A 25041-nucleotide genomic window follows, 5' to 3' on the forward strand; every position below is an offset into this window, starting at 1 on the left:
TGGGTGCACCCAGGCGAGGCCTCTTCCGGCAGCGACTTTCTGGCTCAGTCGACCACGATCGGCTCCACCGCATGGAACATCAACCCTGAGCGGCACCGCGAAAGAGATCGACACCCCCACACCGATCCGACGTCAGTGGAGCACTGTGAGCCCGTCGATGGCGACAGCCCTGCTGTTGACCGTGCGGAGCACCACGGTGCCGGCCCGGGTGGTCGGCTCCAGTGGCAACCAACGCAGCTGCCGATAGGCAGTGCGCGCGGAGTAGAGGTTGACCCGGCCGACCAGGACGCCGGCGTGGTAGACGTCGACCGCGCCGCAGGTCGGACACGTGGCGAGGACGAGGACCAGCCGGCGACCCTGGACGCCGGGACGGGTTAGTGAAACTCCGGCGCGCGCGGCGCGCGAGTAGGTGCCGTAGCCGTAGGCCGTGGACGTGCCGCGCACCCAGCCGCTGGACGCGGTTAGCGCGCGGTCGTCGAGGGCGACGGTGGTGCATCGCTCCGAGCTCCAGGCACCCACGTTCCCCGCGACGTCCCCGGGGCGGACCGAGAAGCAGTACTCGTACCCGGGCGCCAGGCGAATACTCATGGAGCTGCCGTGCAGTACCTGCCAGCTCGACGGGTAGGTGTAGCCGCCCAGCGGACCGGACGGCCCGGCATACCGCTCGCGCACCGCAACGGACGCGAGGCCCGAGCCGCCGCTGTCCGTCGCTGTCCAGCCGAGGGTGACCGCCGGGCTGGTGAGAATCGGCGGGGGCGCTGTCAGCGAAGCTGTCGGGGCCGTGGAGTCGACCTGCCAGGACTGGCTCACCGGCGCGGACTGGTTCCCGCTGGGGTCCGTAAAGCGCGCGTATGCCGTGTGGGCACCCGCGGCCAGGCCGCTGATCCTCCACGTGGAGTCGCAGGCGGTCCAGGTCGCCGCGTCGTCCAGACGGCACTCGCGCCGTAACCCGCCGACGGCGTCATCGGGATCCGTACCGACCACGGCGAGTGACGTGGTTGGTGTGGTCCACGCGGGGGAGGTGAGGGAGGCCTCCGGGGCGGCGGAGGGGGTGTCCAACCAGGTCAGTGCGTTGCCCCCGGCCAGGGTTCGGGTGAGCACGGGGGCCGCGGTCAGGTCGTAGACGTAGGTGCGTTGGGGCTGACCGTACGTACCCCCGGTGGCGGCCAACCATCGCCCGGTGGGGTCCCAGGACAGCGCGTTCAACCCGGGAAAAGCCCCGATGAGGGTGGACGGCCCGCCAGACAGCCCGGTCAAGCGGAGCTCGTCGTGGTCATAGTTCCACTTGAGGTAGGCCACCCTGCCGGTGCGGGACACCGCCGGACTGCGCGCCCCTGCCGTGTCCGGCACGGTGGCGCGAACACCGGTGGCTGGGTCGATACGCACCAGTCCGGCGCCGGAGTCCTCCCCCGCCAGGAGGGCCGTCCCGTCAGGGGTCCAGCTCGGTCCGGACAACCCGTCGGACGTCGGCACGGTGCTCACCGAGCCCGGGCCGATCGGGACCAGGACCAGGCTCGAGGGCCGCGTCACGCTCTGAAAGGTCCCGGGTGCGTGCAGGACGACGCGCGAGCCGTCCGGGCTCACCGATACCCCGTCGTCGGGGACGACGGAGTCGTTGTAGAACACACCCGACAGCTGGACGCCCGATGGCGAGTACGACAGCGTGTCGCCGTTGCCCCGCTGCACCACCACCCTGTCCCGGGTCGGTGAGACTGCCACGCCATTTACGGCGGTCGCGGGGCCGAACAGACCACCGTCGGTCGTGCCGCCGTCCGGGTCGATCGCACGCACCCCACTGCTGGTCGCGACCAGCAACCAGCGACGGGGAACGGTGACCACCAACGGCGAGGACGCGATGTCCCGACCGTCGTCAGTGTGCATGACCACGTGCAGCGTGTGGCTTCCGACAGGCAGCGCGAGCAGGGCGCCAGCGCGGGTGTAGTCCGCGTCGGTCTTGAAGAGGACGACGCGCGAGGCGCCGTCGCCCTCCTCGATGCGCCAGCCTCCGACCAGCCTGCTGTCCAGCGTGGTCGGGGCCGCCCACGTCACATCCACCCGGCCCGGCCTGCCAGTGGCCGCCACCTGCTGGGGCCCTGAAAGGGTCGCCGGCTGTTGCCCGACGATCCGGCCGAGCTCTAGCTCACCGCGGTCGGACTCAAGAGCCAGGAAGCCGTTGCCCTCCCGCGACCCCGCGGCACCAGCGGTGTACTGAACGGTCACGGTGCACGTCTGCCCGGGAGCGAGGGTCACCCCGTCGCAAGAGGAAGCAGTCAAGGTCAATGGTTCGACCGTCGACAGGTCCCCGGCGAGAAGACGCGCGGCTCCCAGGGTGACACCCTGCGTGCCGGTGTTGACGACCGGCACCTCTCGCGTGACGGCGTCGCCGGGCTGGGCCTCGAGGACGGTCGTAGACGCTGTGCCCACCGCATGGAAGCCGTCCGGGGTCTGCCACCGCAGCTCGACGCTGAGGTGGTGGCCATTGCCGCAGGAGAAGTCGGCATCGAGGGCAACGGAGGCAAAACCTCTCATGGCCGGCGCGGACCGGCTGACGTGGGCGGTACCCGAGGGGGCGTCACCACCCGGCGTTGTACAGCGGGCACCGGACGCAACGTCCACAGCCACCTGGCCCTCACCCGACCCCAGGGTGTAGTCGCCGTCGGGCAGGTCTTCGGGAAGGGTGAGCGACGAGGCCGGCGCACCCCCGAACGTCGTCCGCCAAGCTCCGTCCTGTGTCAGATGGACGTCTGATCCGGGGATGACTTGGGTGGTCACCCGGTCCGTGGGCAGCTCGCTCCCGTTCTGGTCCCAGAGCATGGTCAACACGTTGCGGGCTGACGCGTAGGGGCCGTCCCAGGCCGGGACGGTGGCAGACACCAACCCTGACTCGGGGCTGTCGCCCGCGCTGTTCTGCGCCACCACGGTGTAGCTCGCGGGCACCCCGGCGGGCAGGGTCGTGTCCTGGGCCGCCCCGAAGTTGTCGTAGGACAGGGCCGGCACGGACCAAGTGCGGTCCATGCCGCTGGCGGAGCGGTGGATGAGGTACGACGTCGGCGCCCCGGCCGTCGAGGTCACCGAGCCGCGCCACCACTGCACCTCCACGCCGTCAACGCCGGCGCGAGCGGTCAGGTTGAAGGGCGTCGAGGGCGGCCCGGCCAGCGCCGTGGCCGCAAGCGCGGGCGACGAAGTCGAGCCGGCCAGCAGTGCAGCCCCCTGCATCACCAGGACCACGAAGAAACCACCCGCGCTGCGGCGCCAACTCATCGACTCATCCCCCAGAAGGCGCGGCATCCAGCCGCAGCGGGCCGGCCCAGCGACCGGTCGAAGGAATCGTAGTTGCCGGCGACCTCTCTTGCCGGTTGGCCGGGCTAACAGGTCAGAGCGGACCGGAGCCTCGCTCGGTCACGTTCCGCCAACAGGCCGAGAGCTGGTCAGGACTCAGCAGCATGCCCCACCGCTCAGGTGACCTGCTGTCCTCGGCATCGTCCCCAGGGAGCTGGTGAAGTACTACACGACGTCAGGCCGATGGTGCACCAGGTTCTAAAGCGTTGGCGGGGGCTCGGCTGGATCAGCGCTGGACAGTGGCCTGGTAGGTGAACAGCTCGGTGCCGTTGCCCTCATCGCCGTTGTCGGGAGCGGCCCACAGGGTGAGCTGGTTGCCGCGGGCGGACATCTTGACCGGGTTGCGGGTCATGACGTGCCCGGCGGTGGACCACTTCTGGAAGGGCACCTCGCGCAGGATGTTGTGGCTGCGCAGGTCGATCATGGTCAGGCCGCCGAGCTCATACGTGCCGTTGGACCCGCCGGCGGTGGGGGTCTGGGGCAGGTTGGTGATGCCGCCGCAGATCATCTTGGCCGAGGGAACGTACTGGCAGTCCTGGTGGTCGGTGAAGAAGCTGGGGTTGTCCCAGGTGCGCACCTGCTGGCCCTGCAGCGTCCAGTCATAGAAGCGACGCGAACCCCAGCTGTTGCCGACCAGGTGCCCGGTGGTCTGGTCCAGGACGATCCCGCCGATGTGGTCCTTGACCTCGAACTGCTTGGTGACGCCGAGGGTCTGGGCGTTGACGCGGTAGATGATCGCGCTGGAGTTCGGGCGGTACTGGGCGACCGGGACCCAGACGTTGGTGCCGTCGTAGGAGATGCCGCCGGGGTGGTACATGTCGCCCTCGCCGAGGGTGATGTCCTTCTGCAGGTGGCCCTGACGGTCCATGACGAACAGGTGGCCGAGGCCCCTGCCGGGGGTGCGGTCGTACCCGCCGACCGGGCTGGGGTACTTCTGGGTGGGCTCGATGATCTGGACCGAGGACAGGAACAGGTGATCGGGGGTGATCGCCAGACCCTCGGTGTGGTAGGTCGGGAAGTTGAGCTTGATCTTGTCGACCTGGTTCCACACGGTGTTGCGGTCCACCGCACTGAAGTCGCGGGCGAGGTCCCCGTCGCGGCTCGGCAGCGTGGGTGCGCCCCGGGTGGCAGCGTTCGCCGACGCCGCCCCTGCGAGGAGAGCGGCCATGGCAACTGCCCCAGCAATCGTGCGCAAGGTCGGGCGCTTCACCGGTCTGTCTCCTTCGTCGGATCCTCAGGGCTACCGACGGCACGGTAGGCAGGCAGAGTGAACGCACGGAGACCGTCAATTGGCCAGCAGGCAAGGACCACCAAGAGTGCAGCGTCAGCCCGAGCGCTCAGAAGACACCGGTGCAACTGTGCCATAGGGGCTCTATTGGTCGACTGCTCCTCAGGAGCGCAGCCACGACAGGCTCGCCTGTGCAGCGCAGAAGATTGCGGGCCTGTTGCGTGGAACGTGAGGCAGAGTGGGGCATGCGGTCGGATGATGGACGTGTGACGGTTGAGTTGCTCGTCGTGCGGGATTGTGCGCACGCGGAGGCGGCCGGGATCGTCCTCGCCCACGCGTTGGCAGCTGAGGGTCTGGCCCCTGATTTCGAGGTCGTCCTGGTGGACACTGCCGAGCAGGCTCAGGCTCGGCGCTTTGTGGGGTCGCCGTCCTTCGTGGTTGACGGGCGGGACCTGTTCGAGAGCCCGGACGCTGTGCCTGGCGTGGCGTGCCGGGTGTACGGGACGGCGCGAGGACTCTCGGGGCTGCCCGATGAGTCAGAGCTCCGGTTGGCGCTGAGGGCGGCGCTGGAGGACTAGCCACGCCGCCACCCCCGGGCTCCCCAGGAGCGCGTGGCGGTGTGCGATGACGGCGCGCCGCCGCTGCTGCCAACGCGGCCGGCCCTGGCGTGGTCTGGCGGAAGGTAATCATGTGGAGGATCGAGGCGGCATCGGCGAATTGCTCGAGATGAGGTAGCGGCTCGGGCCTGGTCGGAGTCTCACGATGCCGCCTGCCTCAAGTCCGGATGGGGCGACCCAACTGCGATTGCGGCATGGGTGGAGGGATGACGGAGGACAGCGCTCACCCGTCCGACGACATTCACGAGCGGGCTTGCACCCGGACCGACGCCCTCGACGCCGCCTCGCGGAGCGTGGACAGGCGAAGCCGGGCCAAACCGGCAGTCCTGGATGGGCGGTTCTCAGAGGAAGCTGATTCAACACCCCACGTGCGACGTGCGGGCTTGGCGCACCCGCGGCGTCCGGCCCGCCAGGCATAGCAGCGAGGCGAGACCGGACGCCGACCCCGGGCCGCGGGGTCGCATCGCCTCGGCGCCGGAGTTGTGGGTGCCGTGACAGGGTGGAACATGTGAGCGGCCTGTGTCGTCCGCCAAATCGCGCAGACGCCCCGGGTGGCCGCGGCGGGTGCTCTTTGCGGCGGCAGGGCCGTGCCCTGGCCGCCACCGGTCAAGAGCGCGCACTTCGAGGTCGGCGGGTTCCTCGGAGAGATCTGCTGGCGCGCACCTGGTCGGCTCCGTGGACGGTGCGGCGGTCGCGGCCGTGCCCGCCGTGCCAGTCCAGACACAGGACCGTGGCGTCGTCGCTGAGGAGCTGCCCGGTCACTTCGAGGACCCGGTCGGCCATGGCCCGAACCGCCTCTCGCGGGTGAAGCATCCGCGTCTCCCTGATCACCTGGGGGAGGTCGAGCCCGGCGGCGTTGCGCTCGAGCATGCCGTCGGTGACCAGGACGAGCCGGTCCTCTGGCTCCAGAGTCAGGCGGCTCCCGCGGTACACGGTCTCGGGGAACAACCCCAGCGGGAGGTCCACCGGCAGTTCGACGGCGGTGACCTGTGACCCGCGGTGAAGGAACGGCGCATGGTGACCGGCATTGACCAGCTCGATTGATCCGGTACGCAGGTCGAGCCGACCGACCACTCCGGTGACGAAGTCCTCGAGCCGGCTACTGGCTGCATGCTCGGCCAGGGCCCGGTTGGCTGACGTGACCTGTTCGAGCAGCGATGCGCCCTCGTTGCGGGTGTTGCGCAGACTTCCCACGCACAAGGTGGCGTTCAGGGCAGCGGCCACGCCGTGCCCCATCGCGTCGGTCAACGACAGGTGCAGCACATCCCGGGCCAGGCTGAAGTCGAACGTGTCGCCGGCGATGCCCGATGCTGGCTCCAGCCACCCTGCCAGCGTGAATGCGCCGGCCTCACAAGTCTGCGGTCCGGCAAGCAACCGGTGCTGGATCTCCGCGGACAAGCTCAGCGGGCGAGTGCGCTGTCCCCACTCATACATGTCGGTATGCCGCCGGTTGGCGATGACCACGAAAGCCAGCAAGTGCGCGAGCCGGGCGATCGCGTCCACCGCCCCGATGTCGGGTTCGTCAGGAACAAAGAGCTCCAGGAGACCGATGGCCTCGCCCCGCTCGGTCACAGGGGCGAGCACCCGCCACTGGGCCGCCCGCCCGGATCCCTCGGGAGGCGGTCCGGGCGCGAGAACCTGCACCTGCTGGGTGCGCACCGCCTGCTCTGCCGGCCCTCCGTCAAGAGGCAGCGCCGTCGCGGACTCCTCACCATCGCGCCGTTCCCCTGGCGCCAGCGGTGTGTCGCCGTTCGACTGCCCTGAGCTCACCAAAGGGACATGCGCGAGGCGGACCAGAGCCCGCCCTGAAAGGTCGGCGATGAGGAAGGACACCGCGGTGGCGCCCAGCGCCAGCCCGAGCTCACGGGTGACCGCCTCGACAGCCTCAACCGGCGAGGCAGCCTCCGCGGCATCCAACACGCTCGTCAGCGCGCCGAGACCACGTCCCCGCTCCACTTCCGCAGCATAAGCGCCCTCGAAGACTCATCGACCCCACAGAAGACGCAGGGCCGCGCCGACTGCCCAGCGTTTCAGCCAACGGCCTACGGGCTGCCCCTGCGATCCGCTGGCCCGCCTCACGCACGACGACTTGGTTGGCCACATATCGTCCACAGAAGGGCTCCGCGTTTTCCAACACTTGTCCCCAGTTTGTCCACAGGCACGACTTGGCAGGGGTGATGGGCAGGATCCACGATGCCGACGAGCGAGTGGACGACGATCTTTGGAGGCCAAATGGCTGAGTCAAGGCAGGCGCGTCATCGAACTTTCACTGTGACGGCGAGCCACCGCAGCAGTGGCGGTGCCAGGCGTCGGCGTGGAGCTACCTGGTTGGGTCAAGCGGCAGCAACGGCGTGTGCGAGCGTCATGGCAGGCCTGCTACTGGCCCGGCTTGGGATGCGTCTGGGCCTGCCGAGCCACTGACATGAGCGGTGGCTTCTGCCGCGCCGGTGGCGTTGAGGGCTGGACAGTGGCAACACCCCGGCGCAGAGAGGAGTCGTAGTTCCCGGGCTGGTGGTGGCCGAGACGGGCTGCCCCGTCCCGGAGGAGGCTGCGGCATACTGGCGCCTCGGCGGGTCGCGGGCCGACCGAACTACACGGGTGTTGCCCCGAGGGTTCTCCCGATTAAAGTCCCCACCCCCGGGCCTCTGGGGGATGCGGACTTTAACTCTGACCTGCGGATACTTCTTCTTCGGGATTGGGTCGCACCGGTCAGCGGGAACGCAGGTGGCCCGTTTCCAGAACGGCGTCCCGTCGCCTCCCTAGCCGGACCGTCCCCTCCGTACAGGCCTGCGGGCTCTTGAGGGATCCTCCTGTTCTTTGCGCAGCCGGGCGTTTTCGCGCTCCAGGTCCAAGACCATGACGATGCCGGCGAGGTTGAGACCGGCCCCGAGCAGGTCGCCGATTCGGCGCAACCGGTCCAGGTCGTTCGAGCTGTACCGGCGGGTGCCTCCTGCGGTGCGCTGGGGTTCGAGGAGACCGCGGGCCTCGTACAGGCGAAGGGTCTGCGGACCCATGCCGACAAGTTCGGCGGCCACCGAGATGCCGTATACGCCGCGGTCGCCGTCGGGAGCGGGCGCTGTCATGGCGGGGCCGTGGGGCCGTCCCTTCTCGCGAATTCTCTGGTCGGGCTCTTGCATCAGTATGTCGGCAGTGCTACAAGAAATCTATAGCGCAAACCACAGATCCCGAACGGGAACGGTGGCGCACCTGGAGCATCAGAAGAGACGCGATGGAGGTGAGGATGATGCTGATGCGCACCGACCCCTTCCGTGAGCTGGACCGATTGACCCAAGAGGTCTTCGGCCCGAACGGCACCCTGGCCCGGCCTACGGCGATGCTGATGGACGCCTGGCGGGACGGGGACCTCTTCCATGTCGAGTTCGACCTGCCCGGGGTCAGCGAGGACTCGATCGACATCGATGTGGAACGCAACGTGGTCACAGTCAAAGCCGAGCGCCCGGCGCGGGCCAGTGACGCCGAGCTGCTCGCCGCGGAACGGCCGCGGGGGGTGTTCAGCCGCCAGCTCGTGCTCGGTGACAACCTGGACACCGAGCGGATCGAGGCCAGCTACGACTCCGGGGTGCTGGCCCTGAAGATCCCGGTCGCCGAGCATGCGAAGCCGCGCAAGATCGAGATCAGCAGCAGGGCCGCGGGTCGGCAGGCGATCACCGCCTGACCTGGTGGTGAGCCTTATGGCCACGGCCCGCGCCGACCAGGACCACGCCGCGGACAGCCTGCACGAGGAGTTCCTCGAGCTGGTGTGCGGGGACGAGCAGCTGCTGCGAGCTGAGTTCGACGCCATCATCGCCCAGGAATGGGGCAGTCGCCCCCCTCCGGCTCGTCCACGCGCTCCGTGTCCGGCGACCCGCCCCCGTCGGTGGGCGCGCCCCACCCGGACCCTGGGGTTGCGACCGCGACGGCCCCGGCACCCCGGTATCGGCGGGTGGAGCCGGCAACGCTCACCGCCCGGCGCCGGCCGGCATCCCGCCCACCCAGAACCGCACCGAAAAGCAAGGCCGCACGAAGGTAGGTGATCGCCCGACACGGCATGCTCGCGGGACTCTCGCCTGGGCCGCTGTTCGATGCACCGCGCCCGACGCACGTTGCGCGACGCCCACGCCTTGACGGCGTACCGTTCGCGGCCCAGGCGAGGCCAACCACCAGCACCCGCCCCAACCACACCCCGGCGCTGTTCCCCCGCCCGCCGCGGCGGCGGGACCCCACCCGGACGATGACCCTGGAGGGTGACATGAGGCTCAACGGCAGCGACCCGTACACCATCCTGGGGGTGGCCCGGAACGCGACCGAGGAGCAGATCCGGCGCGCCTACCCCACATTGATGCGCCAGAACCATCCCGATACGCGCCCGTCAGGTGACCCGACCCTCGGGGCAGCCTCAAACACCACGCTCGAAAGGGCGATCGCCGCCTACGCGATCCTGGGCGACCCGGCCAGCCGGGCCGAGTACGACCACCGGACCAGCGCGCAACACCCCAGGGCTGCGCCCTGGGGTGACCCGGGGCGCTGGGGCGGCCCTGGGATGCGCTCGTCATCTGGCGCACCCGACCAACCGCCGATCCAGGCTGGCCCTGTGCGCTGGCACCGCCGCAGCGGATAGACACGGACCTGGAATCCTCCTGAGCGCCACATGGGCGACCCTCCGTTGCAGTGCCTACCCCGCATGCAACTCGTGTCACTCAGTTAACGACCGCGGACTTGGGCGTCCCGGCTGAAACAACTGATTGCCGGGCCTGCCGTCGTATCAATGAGAAGCGGGACCCTCGCTGGACCGCCTCGACCTCACCACCGACCCCGGCGCCCCATTCCCGAAGGGCTTCATGAGCCCAAGCCCCGCGTGTTCCCGGCTCGTACTCCTCGCCACTCTTTCCCCGCACCAAACCGGGGTCGCTCCACCCTGCCGTCCATGAATGAGGTGAGGATCAGCGCCTGTGGCCCGTGCGAGCGCGCCGGGCCGGGATGCGTACGCGCAGGGCCATGGGCCGAATGCCAAAATGCAGCGGCGGCTTCAGGTCCACCGCCTCCCCGTCTATGCCGGCGGGCACCAGGCTCGGGGCGCTGACGTCCATGTGGGGCGTGCTCCAGGCCCGCCCCGGTGGATGCGGACCGTCGTCCGGTGTATCGATGATGAGCACGCCCAGCTGGCCGCCGTCGAGCGAGGCGCGGGTGCCACGAGCGGGAGGGCGTTCCAGCGCGTAGGGGTTGTTCGAAACAAGTACCAGAGCCAGTCGGGCATGCTCACGCCCCGCATCGTCGACGAGGTGCAGCGCAGGCACCCGCCGGCTCGGGCCGAGCACCCTCTGCGCCGTCTCGAGGATCGTGCGCACTTTGGCATCGCGATAAGCCGCCTGCCGCACGGCCTCACCGTAGATGCCGAGCGAGACGTTGTTGAGGAAAGTTCGACCGTTCACCTCGCCCACGTCGATGCGCCGTTCTACTCCCTCGATGTACGCATCCAGTGCACCGGGCACGTCCTTCCGATCCACTCCCAGGTCCGCCGCAAAGTGGTTTCGAGTTCCTGCCGGTACGCAGATGAAGGGCAGCCCGTGGGCCGCAGCTGCGGCGGCCACCACCGCGAGGGACCCGTCGCCTCCCGCCATGCCCAACGCGTCCGCGCCACTTTTCACTGCCGCGTCGACCAGCGTCGTCAAGGATTGGCCGGGGGCCAGTGTGACGACGTTGATCCCGCGGCTGCGCGCGCGGTCCTCGACCCCGGCGCGAACCGCCAAACCGTTGCCAGATCGCGGGTTGACGAACAGCACCGGATGCAGCGGCGGGTCGACGCGCTGCCACCGATGCCAGGTCGGCCCCGGCCCAGGCGTGGGCAGGCTCATCGCAGACGTAGGGTGGGCGCCCCCAGCGACCAGCACTTGCTCGCATCTCTCAGCGAAGGACCGACGTAGTGCCGCAGGGGGAGGCCGGTTCGGCCGTTCGCGATTGCCATGGCGGCTCCATTGGACATCCGAGTGCCTCTCTGGCGGCACGTCGACGCCGACACGCTGTGACGAGCTGGTCTCGGCCGCGAGCGACGGCCAGCACACAGACTCTCTTGGCAGTTAACCACCGTCGGCGGGGCGCTGTCGTCCACGAATGTCGGGGATCCGCTCCGGCCCCAGCAACTAGACCCGTCCGGCGGGGACGTTCGTCCCTGTGAGCACCATCGGCTGCCTTCTTAGCGTGAGTGGGTCGAAGGCCACGGCCGTGGTTTGACCTCGTTAGACAGGAGTGCGGAGATGGCTCTCTCAGATGCCCTTACAACCATGTCCGTTCAAGCGAAGGATGCTGAGGATCAGTTCAAGGCCGCCCAGAGTGAACAGCGCGCCAAGTTGGAGCTGGCGATCTCCAAAGCGCGGGAGTCGGCCGAACAGCGGAGCCGGCACATGCGCTCCCAGGCCGACCAGACGAAGGTCGAAGTTTCCGCTTGGTGGCGCGACCTGCAGCATCAATGGGACGAGCAAGCACAGCAGGTGCGGTCCCACCTCGAGGCGAAGCGCGAAGAGCACGACGCCAAGCGTGCGGCCATCCAGGCTGACGTAGCCGAGGCTGACGCCGAGACCGCGATCAGCATCGCCATCGCCGCCATCGAGGAGGCGGAGTACGCCGCGCTCGACGCGCTTCTGCTCCGAGACAAGGCGAACGAGCTCGCCGTCGCCCAATGACCGCCCCGGGCACGGTCGCATGCTCGGCGACCGGACCGGGATCTTGGCACTCAGCCCGGAGACCGCGCATTAGAGGTTCGGATCGTCGCGTTTGGCCCTAGTCGAAGACCCGCGAGACACAATCGTGCCTAGCCCCTGCTGCTGGGCCGGACCGTGACACACCCGCTGGCAATCGGCACACTCCGACGATGAACGAGATGCCGGCGAACACCCTCTACCACCGATGGTTGGGCTGGCACGCCCTGGAACTGCGGCGGGCCGTCACCGTCGCCGTCTTTGGGCTCGTCGTCGCCGTCGTTCTGCTGCTCTTCATACCGTGGACCCTGGCGATGGTCGGCGGCTGGGACGCCGCGGCCTTCACGTTCCTGATGACCACATGGCCGATCATCGGCCGAGCGGAGGGGGCACGCGCAAAGTGGCTGGCCACCCGCGAGGACCCCACACGAGCCTCCTCCGCCGTGCTGTTGGTCGGTGCCACCCTCGCCAGCCTGCTCGGGGTTGGGCTCGCGATCCACCTGGCGGGGCGAGAGCGCGGCGCCCCACAGGTGATCCTGATTGGCTTGGCCATCCTGACCGTCATGCTTTCGTGGACCGTGGCCAACACCGTCTTCACCCTGCGCTACGCCCACCTGCACTTCGCGACGACAGTCCCGGGCATCGGCTTCGGCGACATGGGCGAGCAGGAAAGGCCCGGTTACCGCGACTTCGCCTACGTCGCCTTCACCATCGGCATGTGCTACCAGGTGTCCGACACCACCCTGCGCCACACCCGGATCCGGCGCACCGCACTGTCCCACGCCTTCCTGTCATACCTGTTCGGCGTCGTCATCGTGGCCGGCGCGGTCAACCTCATCTCAGGGCTCATCCGTTAAGCGCTGCCCCCGCTCGGTCACCGTGCCGGGAGGAACAACTGCCTCGACCAACGACCTCAACAGCGAGTTCCGGTCCGTGACCGTCTCTCGGACGGGCGAGATCGCGTGGACCTCCACGAGTGCCGACTGCTCCAGCGCCCTGTTCCCGGTCCCGCCCGGTGGCGGCACACCCAGGGTGGTCTGGCAGCCCCCGCGCTGCACCCTGTCCCGCCCGAGGTTCAGCCCGACCGGTCCTCCATCGCGGTACAGGTACGTGGGTACACCACACCGTGCGAGACCCCGCGTGGAGGCGATCGTGGGCCCCAATCACCGGCCGTCCTGCCGAGGCCCTCACCGGGGATCCGTTGTGCGGTGCCAGAGTCGAGGTTGAGAACATACCGGGAGGTCTGGGTGACCACCTCCCAGAGGCCACGGTTTCCGACGGCCTGAGGCATTCCGGCGTCGTACAGGCGCCGCCCGGCCCAGTTCCGCAGCGAGGCGGGGCGCACGTCCGCCTCCTGGGCGAGCCCGGCCAGGGTCAGGACCGCGCCGACCGCGTTGCACGCGGAACTCTTGCGCCGGGCACTCCAACGGGCAGGGTCGGTGAAGGAGCACCAGCCACTGCGGCATACTGGCCGCCGCGGGTGGGTCCGGGCCGGCGTGAACTACACGGGTGTTGTCCCGAGGGTTCTCCCAATTAATGTCCGGACCCCCCGGGCCTCTAGCTCAATTGGCAGAGCAGCGGACTTTTAATCCGCGGGTTGTGGGTTCGATCCCCACGGGGCCCACAAACTTGCAGGCCAACGCCACGAGCGACCCAAGAATCGCCCGCAGGAGCGTCGCGGAAGAGACGTGGGAAGAGACGTACGCGCTCACTGCCCGTCCTCCTCGACCGGTGCGATGAACAGAACCCGGTCCGGGTCGAAGGTGTCCAGGGCGGCCGCTACCGAATGGTGAACCGACGCAACGCGCTGTCATCGGCAGTTCCGTGCGTTCTAGGTGTCGCACATCAACTGGCGGAGATGTGTCGCATATCAGCCGCCGGAGGACACGTGCGCCGCATGCGAATCGGTTACGACTTTCCGTACTGGCTCAAGGCGCGGCTCCGCCGCGCACCCGGCCCAGCCACGCCCTCCGCGCTTCGCCGGTGGGACCCCGCGCTGCGGGCGGCGCTTCGCGCCGTCCTCGCGCACCCCACCGCTACGCGCTCACGGGCTACCCGGCCCGACACAACAATGAGGCGGGGCACCCAATCCACTCGGAATGCCCCGCCTCCCGCTCCTGCATCTCCAGCCGGCGCAGGCTCGCCGCCCCGGCACCAGAGACCCCACACACGAACTCACCCTCGATAGACGACCCCAACCTTCGTGGCCTCGTACGTCCGCTGGTCCACTTCGACCGGGTTGTCTCGGCCAGCGCGGTCGCGCACGTGAAGCGTGTAGGTCGTGCCTCTGCACGTGGCCCCCTGGTGGCCAGCCAACCCACCCACGTCGCCCGTCTTGCAGTTCGGCCCGGCCATCTCCTTACCGATCACCGTGCCCGTCACCGAGCCCAGGCTCAAATGCAACGACACGGCAATCACCGCGGCCGCCACAACGCCACCCAAACCGGCCCATCGCTTGATCGAGATCGATCGAGTCCCCACCATTTTCGCCCCCGCACCCATCAATGCCTCCCCCTGATAACCCCAAACACCTGCAGCATGGCACCGCCGCAGCCCAAAGGCGCCAAAATCCGGAAGGCCGCACACCATCACCCCACGAAGGACCCCTCGCCAACGGCAACCACCGGCTTCTACTGCGCTGGCGACGAGGAAGGGCGCAGGTGGCCGGCTAGTCGAAGTACCAGCTGCACCAGCCGACGGGGCTGGCTGCTCAACCCCGCCGACCCGGCCTCCGTACCCGCATCGCAGCGGGCCAACACCCAGCCACGAAAGTCACGGTCAATGCGCAGACCCGCATGGTCACCACAAGCGGCCCCTACGGCCGGCCCGTCATAGCGTCGACCGCGGCCTTGGCTTCGGCGACCGGGCCGGGATGCCGACGCACGTACAAGGCAATCGCCTGCTCCCGCTTGCCGGCCTCCAGCAGCTGCACCACCTCGGGATTGGCGGCTCGTTCCCGCTCCGGGTCGAACCCGTCCTGGTTCAAGCCTGTCCGGACGGCCACACGAGCCAAGGCCCGCCGTGCCACTCCCAGGTCGTACTGAAGCTTCCAGCACCACAGACCCAGCATCACGATCGGAAAGAGCACAAGCAGATACGGCATCAGGGCCTCCCAGGTCAGCGGAGATCAAGTCCCGGACGGACCCCGCCGCTGGGCAAGGTTTCGGATGAGGGCACGCACGACGATCACGCCGACGGTTCCCAGTGCGACCACGATCGATAGGACGATGAGCCCAAGGAACGCCAGGAGCAAGAGCAGAACGGCCCAGGCGAAGCCCGACCCGACACGGCACCCCTTCCACAGTCATTCCCAGAAAGCATCGGACGGCTACACACCGGGCGCATGGCCCTCCCTCCGACGACGCCACCACAGAGCGACCCCTGTGCGCACCAACGCCAACGACAGCCACAGCACCGCCAACCGGATCGGGTCGACCCAGCGAAACCGGTTCAGCGGATCGATGAGCACTGGCACTCCGAATAACACCAACTCGGCTAAGGCCAGGGGCGGCAGTTCGCCCCACCCAGCGCACCCAGCGCGGAAAGCCCATTCCAGCCACCTCGTCCCCCCCAAGCCAGCAAACGGCCAGAGCGTAACGCCGAAAACGTCCCCTCGCGGGGAATCAGCCCAAGCCGTTAAACCCTTCCGAAGAAGAGACGCTAGAAGAGACATCGCGACCCTCCGACCGCCGAATACCCACCACCGGAGAGGGCTCGATGAGCACGGAATCGGGCCGCTCAAGCCGTCTCCCGCAGGGCCAACGCGTTTTCCGCGGGTTGTGGGTTCGATCCCCACGGGGCCCACAAACATGCAGGGTGTCTTGCGCCAGTCATGCGAGGTCACCCAACCGAAGCCGACACGCTCGGCCGCCTTGGTCATCTCGGCGCGCGTGTTGGAGTGGCGCGCATGACCATTCAGCAGGTGGTCCGTCTCCTGCGTGACGAGAGCCTTGTCGTTTCCCGCACGGCGAGTGGCGTGTTCGTGCGCCAACTGACCGAGCGCCCCTGCCCCACCCCCGCGCCGCTGCTTGGCGCCATGGACCTGATGGACGCCACGGCCCGTGATGTCGTGTTCATCGGCGACTCGAGGGTGGCGCTGAGACTTGGCCTACGTGGTTGTTGCTTCTCGCTGATCTCCGAGCGGCAGACTCCAAGCGATCATGTCGAGGACGACCCTGAAGCCCAGTGACTGATAGACGGGTGCACCCAAGGGACTGGCGTGCAGCACCGCGACTGATGCTCCCCTGGATGCACCCCACCTGATGCCCGCCACGGTGAGCGCTGATGCGTACCCGTTGCCGCGATGGGGTGGAGGGGTGCCGACTCCGTACAAGCCCACTGAGTCTTGGTGGACAAACGCCATCGAGCAGGACACAGGGACGCCGTCGAGTCGGCCCAGGAACAGGCGGCACGGTGATTCCGCACCAAGTGCGAGGTGGCGCCAGGGCTCGAGCCAAGGGTGTTTGTCCCCCCGAGGTTCTATCCCGAACGACGCATCGAACAGGTCAGTCCATTCGCGCACCTCGGACTGCTTCACAACCTTCTGAATCGCCAGCTCTGCCGGCTGTGAGGGGAACCGGGTGTCCACTGCCACAGCCATCGCGGGCACAACCTCCGGGCGCCATCCCGCTGCGTCCAGATGCCGTTCAAGGTCGCCTGGGCCGCAACTCGGCGAAGTGGTCCACTGAGCCTTTGTCCCCACCTGCTGAGCCGCATGGCCGACAGATGCAATGCGCGCGTCAACGTCCTGGCCGAGGGCGCACCACGAGGCGCCATTGAGCCACGAATTTGATCCCGCGGTGTTGAACCACAGCAGGTCGGCGTCGTCGTTGACCACTGTCGTTGGATTACGAGCGAAGTCACGGTGCATCGCCCACACGTTGGCTTCAACGGGATGCCGCTCGATCACCTCGGGATCCAAGCAGCCCTCTTCCAATGCGCGCAATCATCCGGCCATCACGGCGCGACCCAACCGCCCCGGCATCGGCAGATCCATGCGCTCAACGTGTCTCACCTGACCCGACGGAGCGCGCCTCTGGCGCGCCGTCCTCGCCCGCGACCGTGGACCCACTCGGCTCAGGGCGGGTCGACCATGACATCGAGACGTAGCCGGTCACGGGTTCGTAGCCCGCCTTGGCGTACAGCGCCAGCGCAGCTGCGTTGTCTGACTCGGTGACCAGAGACAGGCGAGCCGCACCATCTGCAAGGGCGGCGTCGTGCACGGCGCGGAGCAAAGCCTCGCCGACACCGAGGCGACGGTGGCGAGGAGCGACGAACAGGTCTCGCAACTGCCAGAAATGGCCAAGGCGCTGTGACGCCGGGATCGGTGCGACCAGGGCGAGCCCGGCGGCCTCATCGCCTCGGTTCGCGAGAAACGCCCGCAGGGCGCCAGACTCAAGGTGCCGCCGCAGCCACGCCTGGGAACCGGCGAGGTCAGGCCTCGCACCGTAATGCTCTCGATACTCGTCGAACAGTCGAGCCAGCGCAGGCAGCGGCGTGGCCACCCCAACGACCTCGATCGCCTCGGATCGGTCCATGACGGCAACCTACAAGCCGGGAGCCCGGCGGCCTGACCACGAAGAGGGGCGCTCAGACCCGCGCAGCCGGCCAGCCAGAAGCCAGAGCAAACCCGCAGGCGCCGACATCACGGCAACCGTCAGGAGCATGCGACCGACGCAGAGGAAGGCGGCCACGGCCTGCGGCGGTTCGAAAGGGAGCGTCCGTCAGGATGCTGCTCTGTAGCCTTCCGGGGTGAACCCGGACGCGATCGAGGACGCGATTGCGGAGGCCGAGCGCCGGCTTGCCATCTCCGACCGGGACGTCCGGGCATCCACGCAGCACTTCGTCACCTCGGTACGAGCGGTGTGCCGTGAATGGGGGTTGACGGCCGAGCGATGGCTGGACGGCGGCGCTGGCACCCTCGCCTTGGCGGTGACAAGAGAGGACGGCAATGCGGGCGTCCTGAAGATCGCCGAACCGGGCCGCCTGGACACCGCCGCGCGCGTCATGGGTGCTGCAGACGGTCACGGCTATGCCCGAGTTCTGGCGTGGGACGCCAACCGCGGCGCCCTGCTCACGGAGCGGCTCGGCCATGCACTTTGGGCGGAGGCGTCGACGGTCGCCCAGCAGGCAGAGCTGACATTGCCGTTGCTTCAGGGCGCCTGGCGCGTGAGCCTCGAATGTGGCAGCCCGTTCACGGGCAAAGCCTCCGGGCTGTTGGCGATCCTGGCCGACCTGGGGCCGCGCTACGGGCACCGGCACCCGGACGTCCTCGCCCAGGCCACCCGGTACGCAAAGGAGTTGGCGGCGTCCGAGCGGCCGGAGGTCGTCTGTCACGGTGACCCTCACGCCGGCAACGTGCTGCGTAACGGGCAGGGCTGGGCGTTGATCGACCCGGACGGGTTCGTCGGTGAGCGCGCTTACGACCTGGGGGTCGTCCTGCGGGATGCGTGCGGGGAGATCGTGGCAGCAGAGGAGTCCGAGTCTGGCTCGGGAGTCACGCTGCTACGCAAGGAGTGCCGCCGCCTGGCCGAGCTCGCCGACGCCGATCCCCAGCGTGTGTGGCGCTGGGCTTTCGTCGAGCGCGTCACGACCGCGCTGTACCTGCGGTGGCACGGCTACGGCGACGAGTCAGCGACCTTCCTGGATACCGCTGCCATCCTGTCCCGCTAGGCCCCGTGTTGAGTGACTACCTGACTGATCCGCATCGTCGGCCGACCCGGGTCGTTCGCACGCTACGTTCGACCGGTTCCGTGCCTGCGCAATGCCAATGATCAGAGGGTCATCAATGGATGAGTTGAAGTTCGAGCAGGACCTGGTGCGCGCGCTGCTGCGAGATCAGCACCCGGACCTCGCGGACCTGGAACTGCGTGACGTCAGCGGAGGCTGGGACAACCAACAGTGGCGCCTCGGGGAGGAGCTGGCCGTGCGCCTCCCGCGCACCGAGCGGGCGCCGGCGCTCCTCCACACGGAGCAGACCTGGCTGCCGGGATTGGCCGAGCTCCTGCCGCTGCCCACGCCCACCCCCGTGCGCATCGGCAAGCCGTCGAGGCTGTTCGAGCACACCTGGACGGTCGCGCGCTGGGTCGAGGGAGAACCGGCCGACCGTGAGCCGATCAGGCGCCTCGACGCGGCCGAGGTCCTCGCAGGGTTCCTGAGGACGCTGCATCATCGGGCACCGGCTGGCGCCCCGGCCAGCGCCTCGCGCGGCATCCCCCTGGCCGGACTGCAGGTCGACGGCTGGTTCGACGTCATTGCCGACCACGCGGACGCCGAGGCTGCGCGCGACGTGTGGGAGACGGCCCTGGCTGCGCCTGCCTGGCCGGGCCCGCGGCTGGGCTGTCCTGCGCGCCCTGAGCCTGATCGCCATCGGACAGAACGGCCGGCTCGGCCTGCCCGGGGGCAAGCCGACCTGGGAACCGGCGGGCTACGCCACGCTTGAGAGCGTCCTGGCTGCCAGCTGACCGCGGCTGCGCGCCGGGGCCGCCGCCGTCCCGGTCACCAGGACGCCCGCGACACGCAGGACGCCCCCGCCCAACCTGCGCGCAGGGGGGTACGCACGGGGAGCGGGGGCGCCAACCGTCCACGCTACGCCTGGGACCTGGACACCAGTCGGGGGCCCACGCAGATCGCCACGGCAAGCTCGGCGGCAGCGGAGTCACGCCATTCGGATCCGACCCGTGGACACTCAGGCACCGCCGCCGTCAAGGGCCTCGAGCTCAGCGAGCAGCACCATCCCGTGCCCGGTGGTCCGGGCGCGGGTCTGCCACCCCCGGCCGGCCAGGTACGCGCGCAGGTCCCCCGGGTCCCAGTACCTCTTGACCACCTCGAACCGGCGACCATCGTTCAGGGTGCGCGCCTCCGCCCGCGCCGCCGGGTCTCCCGGGGTCCCCGGAGGATAGGGCGAGCTGTCCACCAGCATCACCCGACCACCCGGCCGGAGGACCGACCGCACCCACGCCCAGAACGTGTCCAGCCGACCGTCGGGAACGTGCGAGTGCCAGTAGCCCATGAACACCGCATCAAACGCAGCCTTCGGCGGAGCCCAGGAGAAGACGTCGGCGACCACGTAGTCGACCGGCGCCCCCGAGACCCTGTGCCGGTTCAGCTCGATCATCTCCGGCGAGGCGTCCACGGCCGTCACGCGCGCGGCCCGCTGGACCAGCACCCGGGTCCAGATACCCGTTCCACAGGCGAGCTCCAGGACCGCACCAGCCGGGACCCACCGGCGCACCGCCTCCTCGGCCTCAGCCGCGTCCTCGAACCACTGCGCCTGGAGTGGCCCCTCGAGCTCATAGGCACCGCGCCTGAACCAGAAGTCGTCGTACTCGCCGGCCCGCGCCCTGTAGTAGTCCACCTGCCCACCCAAGCGCCCCTCACTCATGCCCCCGAACCTAGCCGCGCCGCTGGGCCGGAGGGCGAGAGCGAGCCGACAAACACGCAGGTATGCCGTGCCGACCCCCAGGCGCGCCCGCAGGACGAGACGCGCGCGACAGGCAAGAATCCACGGATGGCCGACTCGACGACGTCCTGGCGCAACACCACCCATGACTGGGCGAGAACCGTTGACGCCGAACACCTCTCGCAGATCCGCGCGGACCCGCCCGCCTACGCACCCGGCGGCGTGCTGCACCTGGTCCTCGAGGTCGTCGCCTACGCCGCGGACGAAGCCGCCGACCACGCCGCCGACGAAGCCACCACCTCGACCGGCGGCCGCTGCACGATCACCCTGCACGCCGACGGGTCGGTGAGCGTGGCCGACAACGGGCGAGGGACCGACACCCGCCTGGACGCCGGGGGCACCCCGGTGCGCAAGCCGGTCATGGCGACGCGGGACCTGCGGTTCTTCGACTCGCCTGCGACGGAGGCGGCGGAGACGCTGCCCGATGGCCACCCCCGGCGAGGAATCTCCGTGGTGGCCGCCCTGAGCACGTGGCTGGTCCACACCAACCACCGAGGCAACGGGTCGTGGACGCAGCGCTACGAGCACGGCATACCGGTCACCGGCCTGGTGCCGGTGGCCGCGCGACCCACCACGGGCACGACCGTCCACTTCCTCCCCGGGGAGGGCTTCGGCCCCATCCCGACGCTGGAGGAGCTGAGCCGACTGGCGCGCCGGCCGCACCTGGCCGTCGAGGTCATCGACCAGCGTCAGCCCCGCGGAAGCGCGAGGCGGAACGTGGCCCCCTGACCGGTATCCAGCAGGCTGATCGTGCCGCCGGCCGCGGTGGTCAGCCGCCGCGCCAGGGCGAGGCCCAGCCCGGCCCCGCCGTGGTCGTCGCCGACGGCCGCGCGCCGCCCCGGCTCGAAGACGTGGTCCCGCACCGCGTCCGGCACCCCGGGGCCGTCGTCGGCGACGTCGACGAAGACCTCGCGGTCGTCGTTCGTGACCCGGATGCGCACCTCCCTCGCGGCGTGGCGCAGCGCGTTGTCCAGCACCGGCGCGACGGCCCGCTCGAGGACGAGGGCGTCCAGCCCGGCTGCGGGCACCGTCGGCAGGGGCGGCTGGACCACCACGCGGACCCGGGCACCTTCGCCCGCCCGGCGTGCCAGTCCTTCCACCACCTGTCCGGCGTCACAGCGCCCGGCCAGCGCTCCGGACTCGGTCCGGGCGGTCGCCAGCAGGGTGCCCAGGATCGCCTCCATCTCGCGGGCGCTCTCGGCGATCGCGGCCAGGGACTGCGCCGCCTCCAGGGACTGCGCTGCCTCAAGGGACCGCCCCGCCCCCAGGGACTCCCCCCTCCCGGCCGCGGAGGACAGCGTGGCCTCCTCGGCGAGGTCGGCCTCGACGAGGATCCGGGACAGCGGGGTGCGCAGCTCGTGCGAGATCTCGGCGACGAGCTGCTTCTCGTAGCGCAGCATCGCCGACATCCGCGCCAGCCACCCGTCGAGCGTGGCCGCGAGCAGGGCCAGCTCGCGGGGTCGCGGGCCCGGGCCGAAACGCCGGTCGACGTCCACGTCGACCCACTCCTGCGCCTGGGTGGTCATCTCCTGCACCGGGCGCAGGGCGCTGGTGACGCTGGCCCGGACCACGAGGTAGGCCGCACCGACCATCACGACCGCCAGCACCGCGCTGCCGACCAGCACTGCGTCGGCAGACTGCTGGTACGGCACCAGGGACAGCGAGGTCACCACCGTGGCAACCTGCCGCCCGCCGATGCTCACGGCCTCCGAGTGCAGCCGCAACGGCTTGTCCCCCGGCAGGTCCAGGAACCGGCCCGGTGTCGCGGCGACCGCCTCGACGCTGGGTTCAAGCGAGGCGCTCCCGGTCGGTCGCTCGAGGATGCGCCCGCCGGCGATGACCCACGTCCCGGCGTCCAGGAGGGCGTCGTCGCTGCGGTCGCTGACCGTGACCCGCCCGGACGCATCGACGCCCACCGTCGCCATGGCGGAGTCGGCGCGGTCACGGAGCTCGGCGTTGGCCTGCGCCTGGCCCCGCTGGTCCAGCACCACGTTGAGGGCCACCGTGGCCAGGAGCACCCACACAGCCAGAGCCAGGGTGGCCGCGAGCGACACCCCGGCACGCAGGCTCCGCGGACGCCTCATGAGTAGCGGTAGCCCACGCCGTGGATGGTCTTGATCTGGCGGTCGGGGTCGGCCGCGGCCAGCTTGCGGCGCAGCCGGGCGATGTACTGGTCCAGGGCGTTGTCGCTGACCTTGGCGCCGTCGGGCCACGCCGCGGCGAACAGGAGGTGCCGGCGGACCGCCGAGCCCGGCGCGCCCATCAGTGCCGCGAGGATCCGGAACTCCGTCGGGGAGAGCGGGACCGACGCGGTGGCCGAGACGAGCGTGTGCGCCTTGGGGTCCAGGTGGGTCTGGGCCAGCGGGTCCACGGGTGGGGACCACTCGACCCGCCGCAGCAGGGCGGTCACCCGGGCGAGGAGCTCGGCGAGCTCGAACGGCTTGGACACGTAGTCGTCACCGCCCACCGAGAAGCCGGACAGCACGTCGGCGACCTGTCCCCGCGCGGTCATGAACAGCACCGGCGTGGTGTCGCCCTTGGCGCGCAGCGCCTGGCAGACGTCACGTCCGTCGGCGTCGGGCAGGCCGATGTCGAGGACGATGAGGTCGGCTCCTTCGTCCTCCAGCTGCGCCAGCGCCGACCGCCCGTCCCGCGCCGTGGTCACGCGGAAGTGGTGGCGGCGCAGGGCGCGGGCCACGGTGTGGCGCAGGGAGTCGTCGTCCTCGACGAGCAGCACCCGGCAGGCTTCCATGCGAGCGAGTATCACCGCTGTTCCTGTCCGCCGTCCTCTTTCGTGCAGCCGGCGTCGCCCGGCCCGTGGGCGTGGTCGCGAGCGACCGGCGTCCTCCTCGCCGGGCCGCCCGCGGCCACCGTCTCAGGGGGCCTCGACGGCCCCGGGTCGACGGGCCTCGGTCGCATCCCTCCGGGTCACGGTCAGGTAGGTGACCAGCCCCAGGATCGCGGCCAGGAACACGCCGCTGGTCACGAACGTGCCGAGTCCGAGTCCGCCGTCGGCTCGTGCCTGCGAGAGCAGGTCACCCATGGAAGCGCCGAGCGGACGGGTCAGGACATAGGCGACCCAGAAGGCGGTGACGGCGCTGAGGCCGAACCGGTAGTGGGCCAGGGCGACGACCGCGATCGCCGCCGCGAACAGGCCGACCGAAGGGGCGTAGCCGAGGTTGAGCTGTTCGGCCGTGAGGTCCCCCGCGGCGGTGCCCAGGGCGAAGGTGACCAGGATGGCGAGCCAGTAGAAGGCCTCACGCCGTGTGGTGACGATCGAGTGGATCGACAGCGTCCGCTCCTGGCGGTGCCAGAGCGCGAAGACGGCCACCAGGGCGACGGCGAACACCGTGGTGGTCACCCACAGCGACACCCCGAGGTTGTCGGTCAGGTTGTCGGTGATCAGGGTCCCGACGACGCTGATCAGCACCACCGTGACCCAGTAGACGGCCGGAACGTAACGGCGGCAACGGAACTGGGCGACCAGAGCGATCACCAGCAGGACCGACATCACGCCGGTGGTGACGGTCAGGCCCAGCCCCAGGTTGTCGTTGAGGTAGTCCGCGGCCGTCTCGCCGATGGTGGTTGCCATGACCTTGATCAGCCAGAAGTAGGCCGTGACCTCCGGGACCTTGTTGAGCATCTGCCGCGCCCTCGACGGGGCGGTCGGTTCCTGCGTCTGGGTGGTCATGCGTCGACCCTGACATGACGGATCTGACAAAGACCTGAACGAACGGCGCGCGGCCGTCGGCCGCTGAACCGGCGGACCGAGACCCCACGAAACCCGGTTGAACCACCCCGGCCGGGGCCGGTTGACTGGGCCGGCCGATCCCCCTTGCCCAGGAGCGCCTTTGCCCGTCTGCCCTGACACCGACATCGCCTACGACCGCGCCGGCCCGACCGGTGGCACCCCCGTCCTCCTGGTCCACGCCGGTGTCGCGGACCGCCGGATGTGGGAGCCGCAGTGGGCCGCACTGACCCGCCGGCACGACGTGGTGCGGCTGGACCTGCGCGGCTTCGGCGAGTCCGCGTCGCGGCCTGCCGCCGTCCCCTTCGCCCACCACGACGACGTCGCCGACACCCTGGCCGCGCTGGGCGTGGAGCGGGCGCACGTCGTGGGCTGCTCCTTCGGCGCCGGCGTCGCCGTCGAGACGGCGCTGGAGCACCCCGACCTGGTGGCCTCGCTCCTGCTCGCTGCCCCCGGCGGCTCGCTGATGACCGAGATGAGCCCTGAGCTGCGCCAGTTCTTCGACGCCGAGCGCGAGGCCATGGACCGTGGCGACCTCGACGCGGCCGTGCAGGCCAACCTCGACTGGTGGGTCGACGGCCCGCAGCGCGACGCCGACGCCGAGCGGTCAGGGGTCCGCGACCTCGTCGCCACCATGCAGCGCCGGGCGTTCGAGGTCACCGCGGACTGGGACGACGTCGAGGAGGTCGAGCTCGACCCACCGACCGCCGAGCGGCTCGGCGAGCTGGCCGTGCCGACCCTGGTGCTCGAGGGCGGCCTGGACATCCCCACCATCGGCGTCGCCGCCCGGGACGTGGCGGCCCAGGTCCCCGGCGCCCGCCGCGAGGTGTGGACGAACACCGCCCACCTGCCCTCGCTCGAGCGCCCCGAGGACTTCCAGGCGCTGCTCGAGGAGTGGCTCGCCGAGGTCAGCGGCTCCTGATGCGTATGCCGTGTGGCCGGGACCCAGCCACACG

23 protein-coding genes and 1 tRNA gene are annotated in these 25041 nt (G+C 69.8%); 11 read left to right on the top strand and 13 right to left on the bottom strand.

Translation table 11 applies throughout. From position 1 onward, the window contains the following. Window positions 1-132: 132 nt before the first annotated feature. Both FB474_RS16565 and FB474_RS16570 read right to left on the bottom strand, forming a co-directional pair. The gene (locus FB474_RS16565) at window positions 133-3261 is read right to left on the bottom strand and encodes a hypothetical protein (protein WP_141789648.1); all 3129 of its coding nucleotides are present in this window, start codon (window positions 3259-3261) and stop codon (window positions 133-135) included. A 304-nt stretch (window positions 3262-3565) separates the two neighbouring features. Continuing rightward, window positions 3566-4507 (bottom strand): DUF6454 family protein, encoded by a 942-nt coding sequence (locus tag FB474_RS16570; protein ID WP_141789649.1) that lies wholly within the window; start codon window positions 4505-4507, stop codon window positions 3566-3568. Between the two features lie 326 nt (window positions 4508-4833). On the opposite strand from FB474_RS16570, the gene FB474_RS16575 reads away from it, so the two are divergent. Further along, window positions 4834-5145, top strand: coding sequence for a hypothetical protein (locus FB474_RS16575; protein ID WP_141789650.1), 312 nt, complete (start codon window positions 4834-4836; stop codon window positions 5143-5145). Window positions 5146-5790: 645 nt separating this feature from the next. On the opposite strand, the gene FB474_RS16580 is transcribed toward FB474_RS16575, so the two are convergent. Beyond that, window positions 5791-7140 (bottom strand): PP2C family protein-serine/threonine phosphatase, encoded by a 1350-nt coding sequence (locus FB474_RS16580; protein WP_141789651.1) that lies wholly within the window; start codon window positions 7138-7140, stop codon window positions 5791-5793. Window positions 7141-7943: 803 nt separating this feature from the next. After that, complete coding sequence (locus FB474_RS16585; protein ID WP_141789652.1) at window positions 7944-8267, bottom strand: MerR family transcriptional regulator; 324 nt, start codon at window positions 8265-8267, stop codon at window positions 7944-7946. A gap of 161 nt (window positions 8268-8428) precedes the next feature. On the opposite strand from FB474_RS16585, the gene FB474_RS16590 reads away from it, so the two are divergent. Further along, entirely contained in the window at window positions 8429-8860 is a 432-nt protein-coding gene (locus FB474_RS16590) for an Hsp20/alpha crystallin family protein (protein ID WP_141790057.1), read from the top strand. Between the two features lie 573 nt (window positions 8861-9433). Further along, the gene (locus FB474_RS21525; RefSeq protein ID WP_185746205.1) at window positions 9434-9802 is read left to right on the top strand and encodes a J domain-containing protein; all 369 of its coding nucleotides are present in this window, start codon (window positions 9434-9436) and stop codon (window positions 9800-9802) included. 322 nt (window positions 9803-10124) lie between these two features. Here FB474_RS21525 and FB474_RS16605 read toward each other — a convergent pair whose 3' ends face one another. Beyond that, window positions 10125-11036 carry a diacylglycerol/lipid kinase family protein gene (locus FB474_RS16605; protein WP_141789654.1) on the bottom strand — a complete coding sequence of 304 codons (912 nt, stop codon included), beginning with the start codon at window positions 11034-11036 and terminating at the stop codon, window positions 10125-10127. A 426-nt stretch (window positions 11037-11462) separates the two neighbouring features. Here FB474_RS16605 and FB474_RS16610 point away from each other — a divergent pair, with 426 nt between their 5' ends. From FB474_RS16610 to FB474_RS16620, 3 genes are all read left to right on the top strand, one after another. Further along, on the top strand, window positions 11463-11861 hold the full coding sequence (locus FB474_RS16610) for a YtxH domain-containing protein (RefSeq protein WP_141789655.1): 399 nt from the start codon (window positions 11463-11465) through the stop codon (window positions 11859-11861). Window positions 11862-12049: 188 nt separating this feature from the next. Then, the gene (locus FB474_RS16615) at window positions 12050-12733 is read left to right on the top strand and encodes a DUF1345 domain-containing protein (RefSeq protein ID WP_141789656.1); all 684 of its coding nucleotides are present in this window, start codon (window positions 12050-12052) and stop codon (window positions 12731-12733) included. 694 nt (window positions 12734-13427) lie between these two features. Beyond that, a tRNA-Lys gene (locus FB474_RS16620) sits at window positions 13428-13500 on the top strand. Window positions 13501-14051: 551 nt separating this feature from the next. Here the strand turns inward: FB474_RS16620 and FB474_RS16625 are convergent. Together FB474_RS16625 and FB474_RS16630 are read right to left on the bottom strand one after the other, a co-directional pair. After that, window positions 14052-14378: a hypothetical protein gene (locus tag FB474_RS16625; RefSeq protein ID WP_141789657.1), complete on the bottom strand. Its 327-nt coding sequence runs from the start codon at window positions 14376-14378 to the stop codon at window positions 14052-14054. 313 nt (window positions 14379-14691) lie between these two features. Continuing rightward, window positions 14692-14979 carry a hypothetical protein gene (locus tag FB474_RS16630; RefSeq protein ID WP_141789658.1) on the bottom strand — a complete coding sequence of 96 codons (288 nt, stop codon included), beginning with the start codon at window positions 14977-14979 and terminating at the stop codon, window positions 14692-14694. A gap of 804 nt (window positions 14980-15783) precedes the next feature. Between FB474_RS16630 and FB474_RS16635 the strand changes: the two genes are divergently transcribed. Then, window positions 15784-16065 (top strand): HAD family hydrolase, encoded by a 282-nt coding sequence (locus FB474_RS16635; protein WP_342778136.1) that lies wholly within the window; start codon window positions 15784-15786, stop codon window positions 16063-16065. Here the strand turns inward: FB474_RS16635 and FB474_RS21530 are convergent. Next, window positions 15985-16746, bottom strand: coding sequence for a GNAT family N-acetyltransferase (locus tag FB474_RS21530; RefSeq protein WP_425465318.1), 762 nt, complete (start codon window positions 16744-16746; stop codon window positions 15985-15987). The genes FB474_RS16635 and FB474_RS21530 overlap by 81 nt on opposite strands. A 130-nt stretch (window positions 16747-16876) precedes the next feature. Beyond that, window positions 16877-17413, bottom strand: a complete 537-nt coding sequence (locus FB474_RS16645; protein WP_141789661.1) for a GNAT family N-acetyltransferase — start codon at window positions 17411-17413, stop codon at window positions 16877-16879. Between the two features lie 214 nt (window positions 17414-17627). On the opposite strand from FB474_RS16645, the gene FB474_RS16650 reads away from it, so the two are divergent. Both FB474_RS16650 and FB474_RS16655 read left to right on the top strand, forming a co-directional pair. After that, window positions 17628-18548: an aminoglycoside phosphotransferase family protein gene (locus FB474_RS16650; protein ID WP_141789662.1), complete on the top strand. Its 921-nt coding sequence runs from the start codon at window positions 17628-17630 to the stop codon at window positions 18546-18548. Window positions 18549-18672: 124 nt separating this feature from the next. Continuing rightward, window positions 18673-19317 carry a phosphotransferase gene (locus tag FB474_RS16655; RefSeq protein ID WP_246092234.1) on the top strand — a complete coding sequence of 215 codons (645 nt, stop codon included), beginning with the start codon at window positions 18673-18675 and terminating at the stop codon, window positions 19315-19317. 246 nt (window positions 19318-19563) lie between these two features. On the opposite strand, the gene FB474_RS16660 is transcribed toward FB474_RS16655, so the two are convergent. After that, the gene (locus FB474_RS16660; protein ID WP_185746206.1) at window positions 19564-20259 is read right to left on the bottom strand and encodes a class I SAM-dependent methyltransferase; all 696 of its coding nucleotides are present in this window, start codon (window positions 20257-20259) and stop codon (window positions 19564-19566) included. Window positions 20260-20385: 126 nt separating this feature from the next. On the opposite strand from FB474_RS16660, the gene FB474_RS16665 reads away from it, so the two are divergent. Then, window positions 20386-21066 (top strand): ATP-binding protein, encoded by a 681-nt coding sequence (locus tag FB474_RS16665; protein WP_141789664.1) that lies wholly within the window; start codon window positions 20386-20388, stop codon window positions 21064-21066. Here the strand turns inward: FB474_RS16665 and FB474_RS16670 are convergent. From FB474_RS16670 to FB474_RS16680, 3 genes are all read right to left on the bottom strand, one after another. Then, window positions 21027-22421, bottom strand: a complete 1395-nt coding sequence (locus FB474_RS16670; RefSeq protein ID WP_221632561.1) for a sensor histidine kinase — start codon at window positions 22419-22421, stop codon at window positions 21027-21029. The two genes, FB474_RS16665 and FB474_RS16670, sit on opposite strands and share 40 nt — an antisense overlap. Further along, window positions 22418-23089, bottom strand: a complete 672-nt coding sequence (locus tag FB474_RS16675; RefSeq protein WP_141789666.1) for a response regulator transcription factor — start codon at window positions 23087-23089, stop codon at window positions 22418-22420. Before FB474_RS16675 ends, FB474_RS16670 begins: the two co-directional genes overlap by 4 nt. 123 nt (window positions 23090-23212) lie before the next feature. Continuing rightward, a complete protein-coding gene (locus tag FB474_RS16680; RefSeq protein WP_246092235.1) occupies window positions 23213-24028 on the bottom strand; it encodes a COG4705 family protein in 816 nt (271 codons plus the stop codon). 160 nt (window positions 24029-24188) lie between these two features. Here FB474_RS16680 and FB474_RS16685 point away from each other — a divergent pair, with 160 nt between their 5' ends. Beyond that, window positions 24189-25007 (top strand): alpha/beta fold hydrolase, encoded by an 819-nt coding sequence (locus FB474_RS16685; RefSeq protein ID WP_141789667.1) that lies wholly within the window; start codon window positions 24189-24191, stop codon window positions 25005-25007. Window positions 25008-25041 lie beyond the last annotated feature (34 nt).

The organism is Oryzihumus leptocrescens, assembly GCF_006716205.1.
GTDB classification, from domain to species: Bacteria; Actinomycetota; Actinomycetes; order Actinomycetales; family Dermatophilaceae; genus Oryzihumus; species Oryzihumus leptocrescens.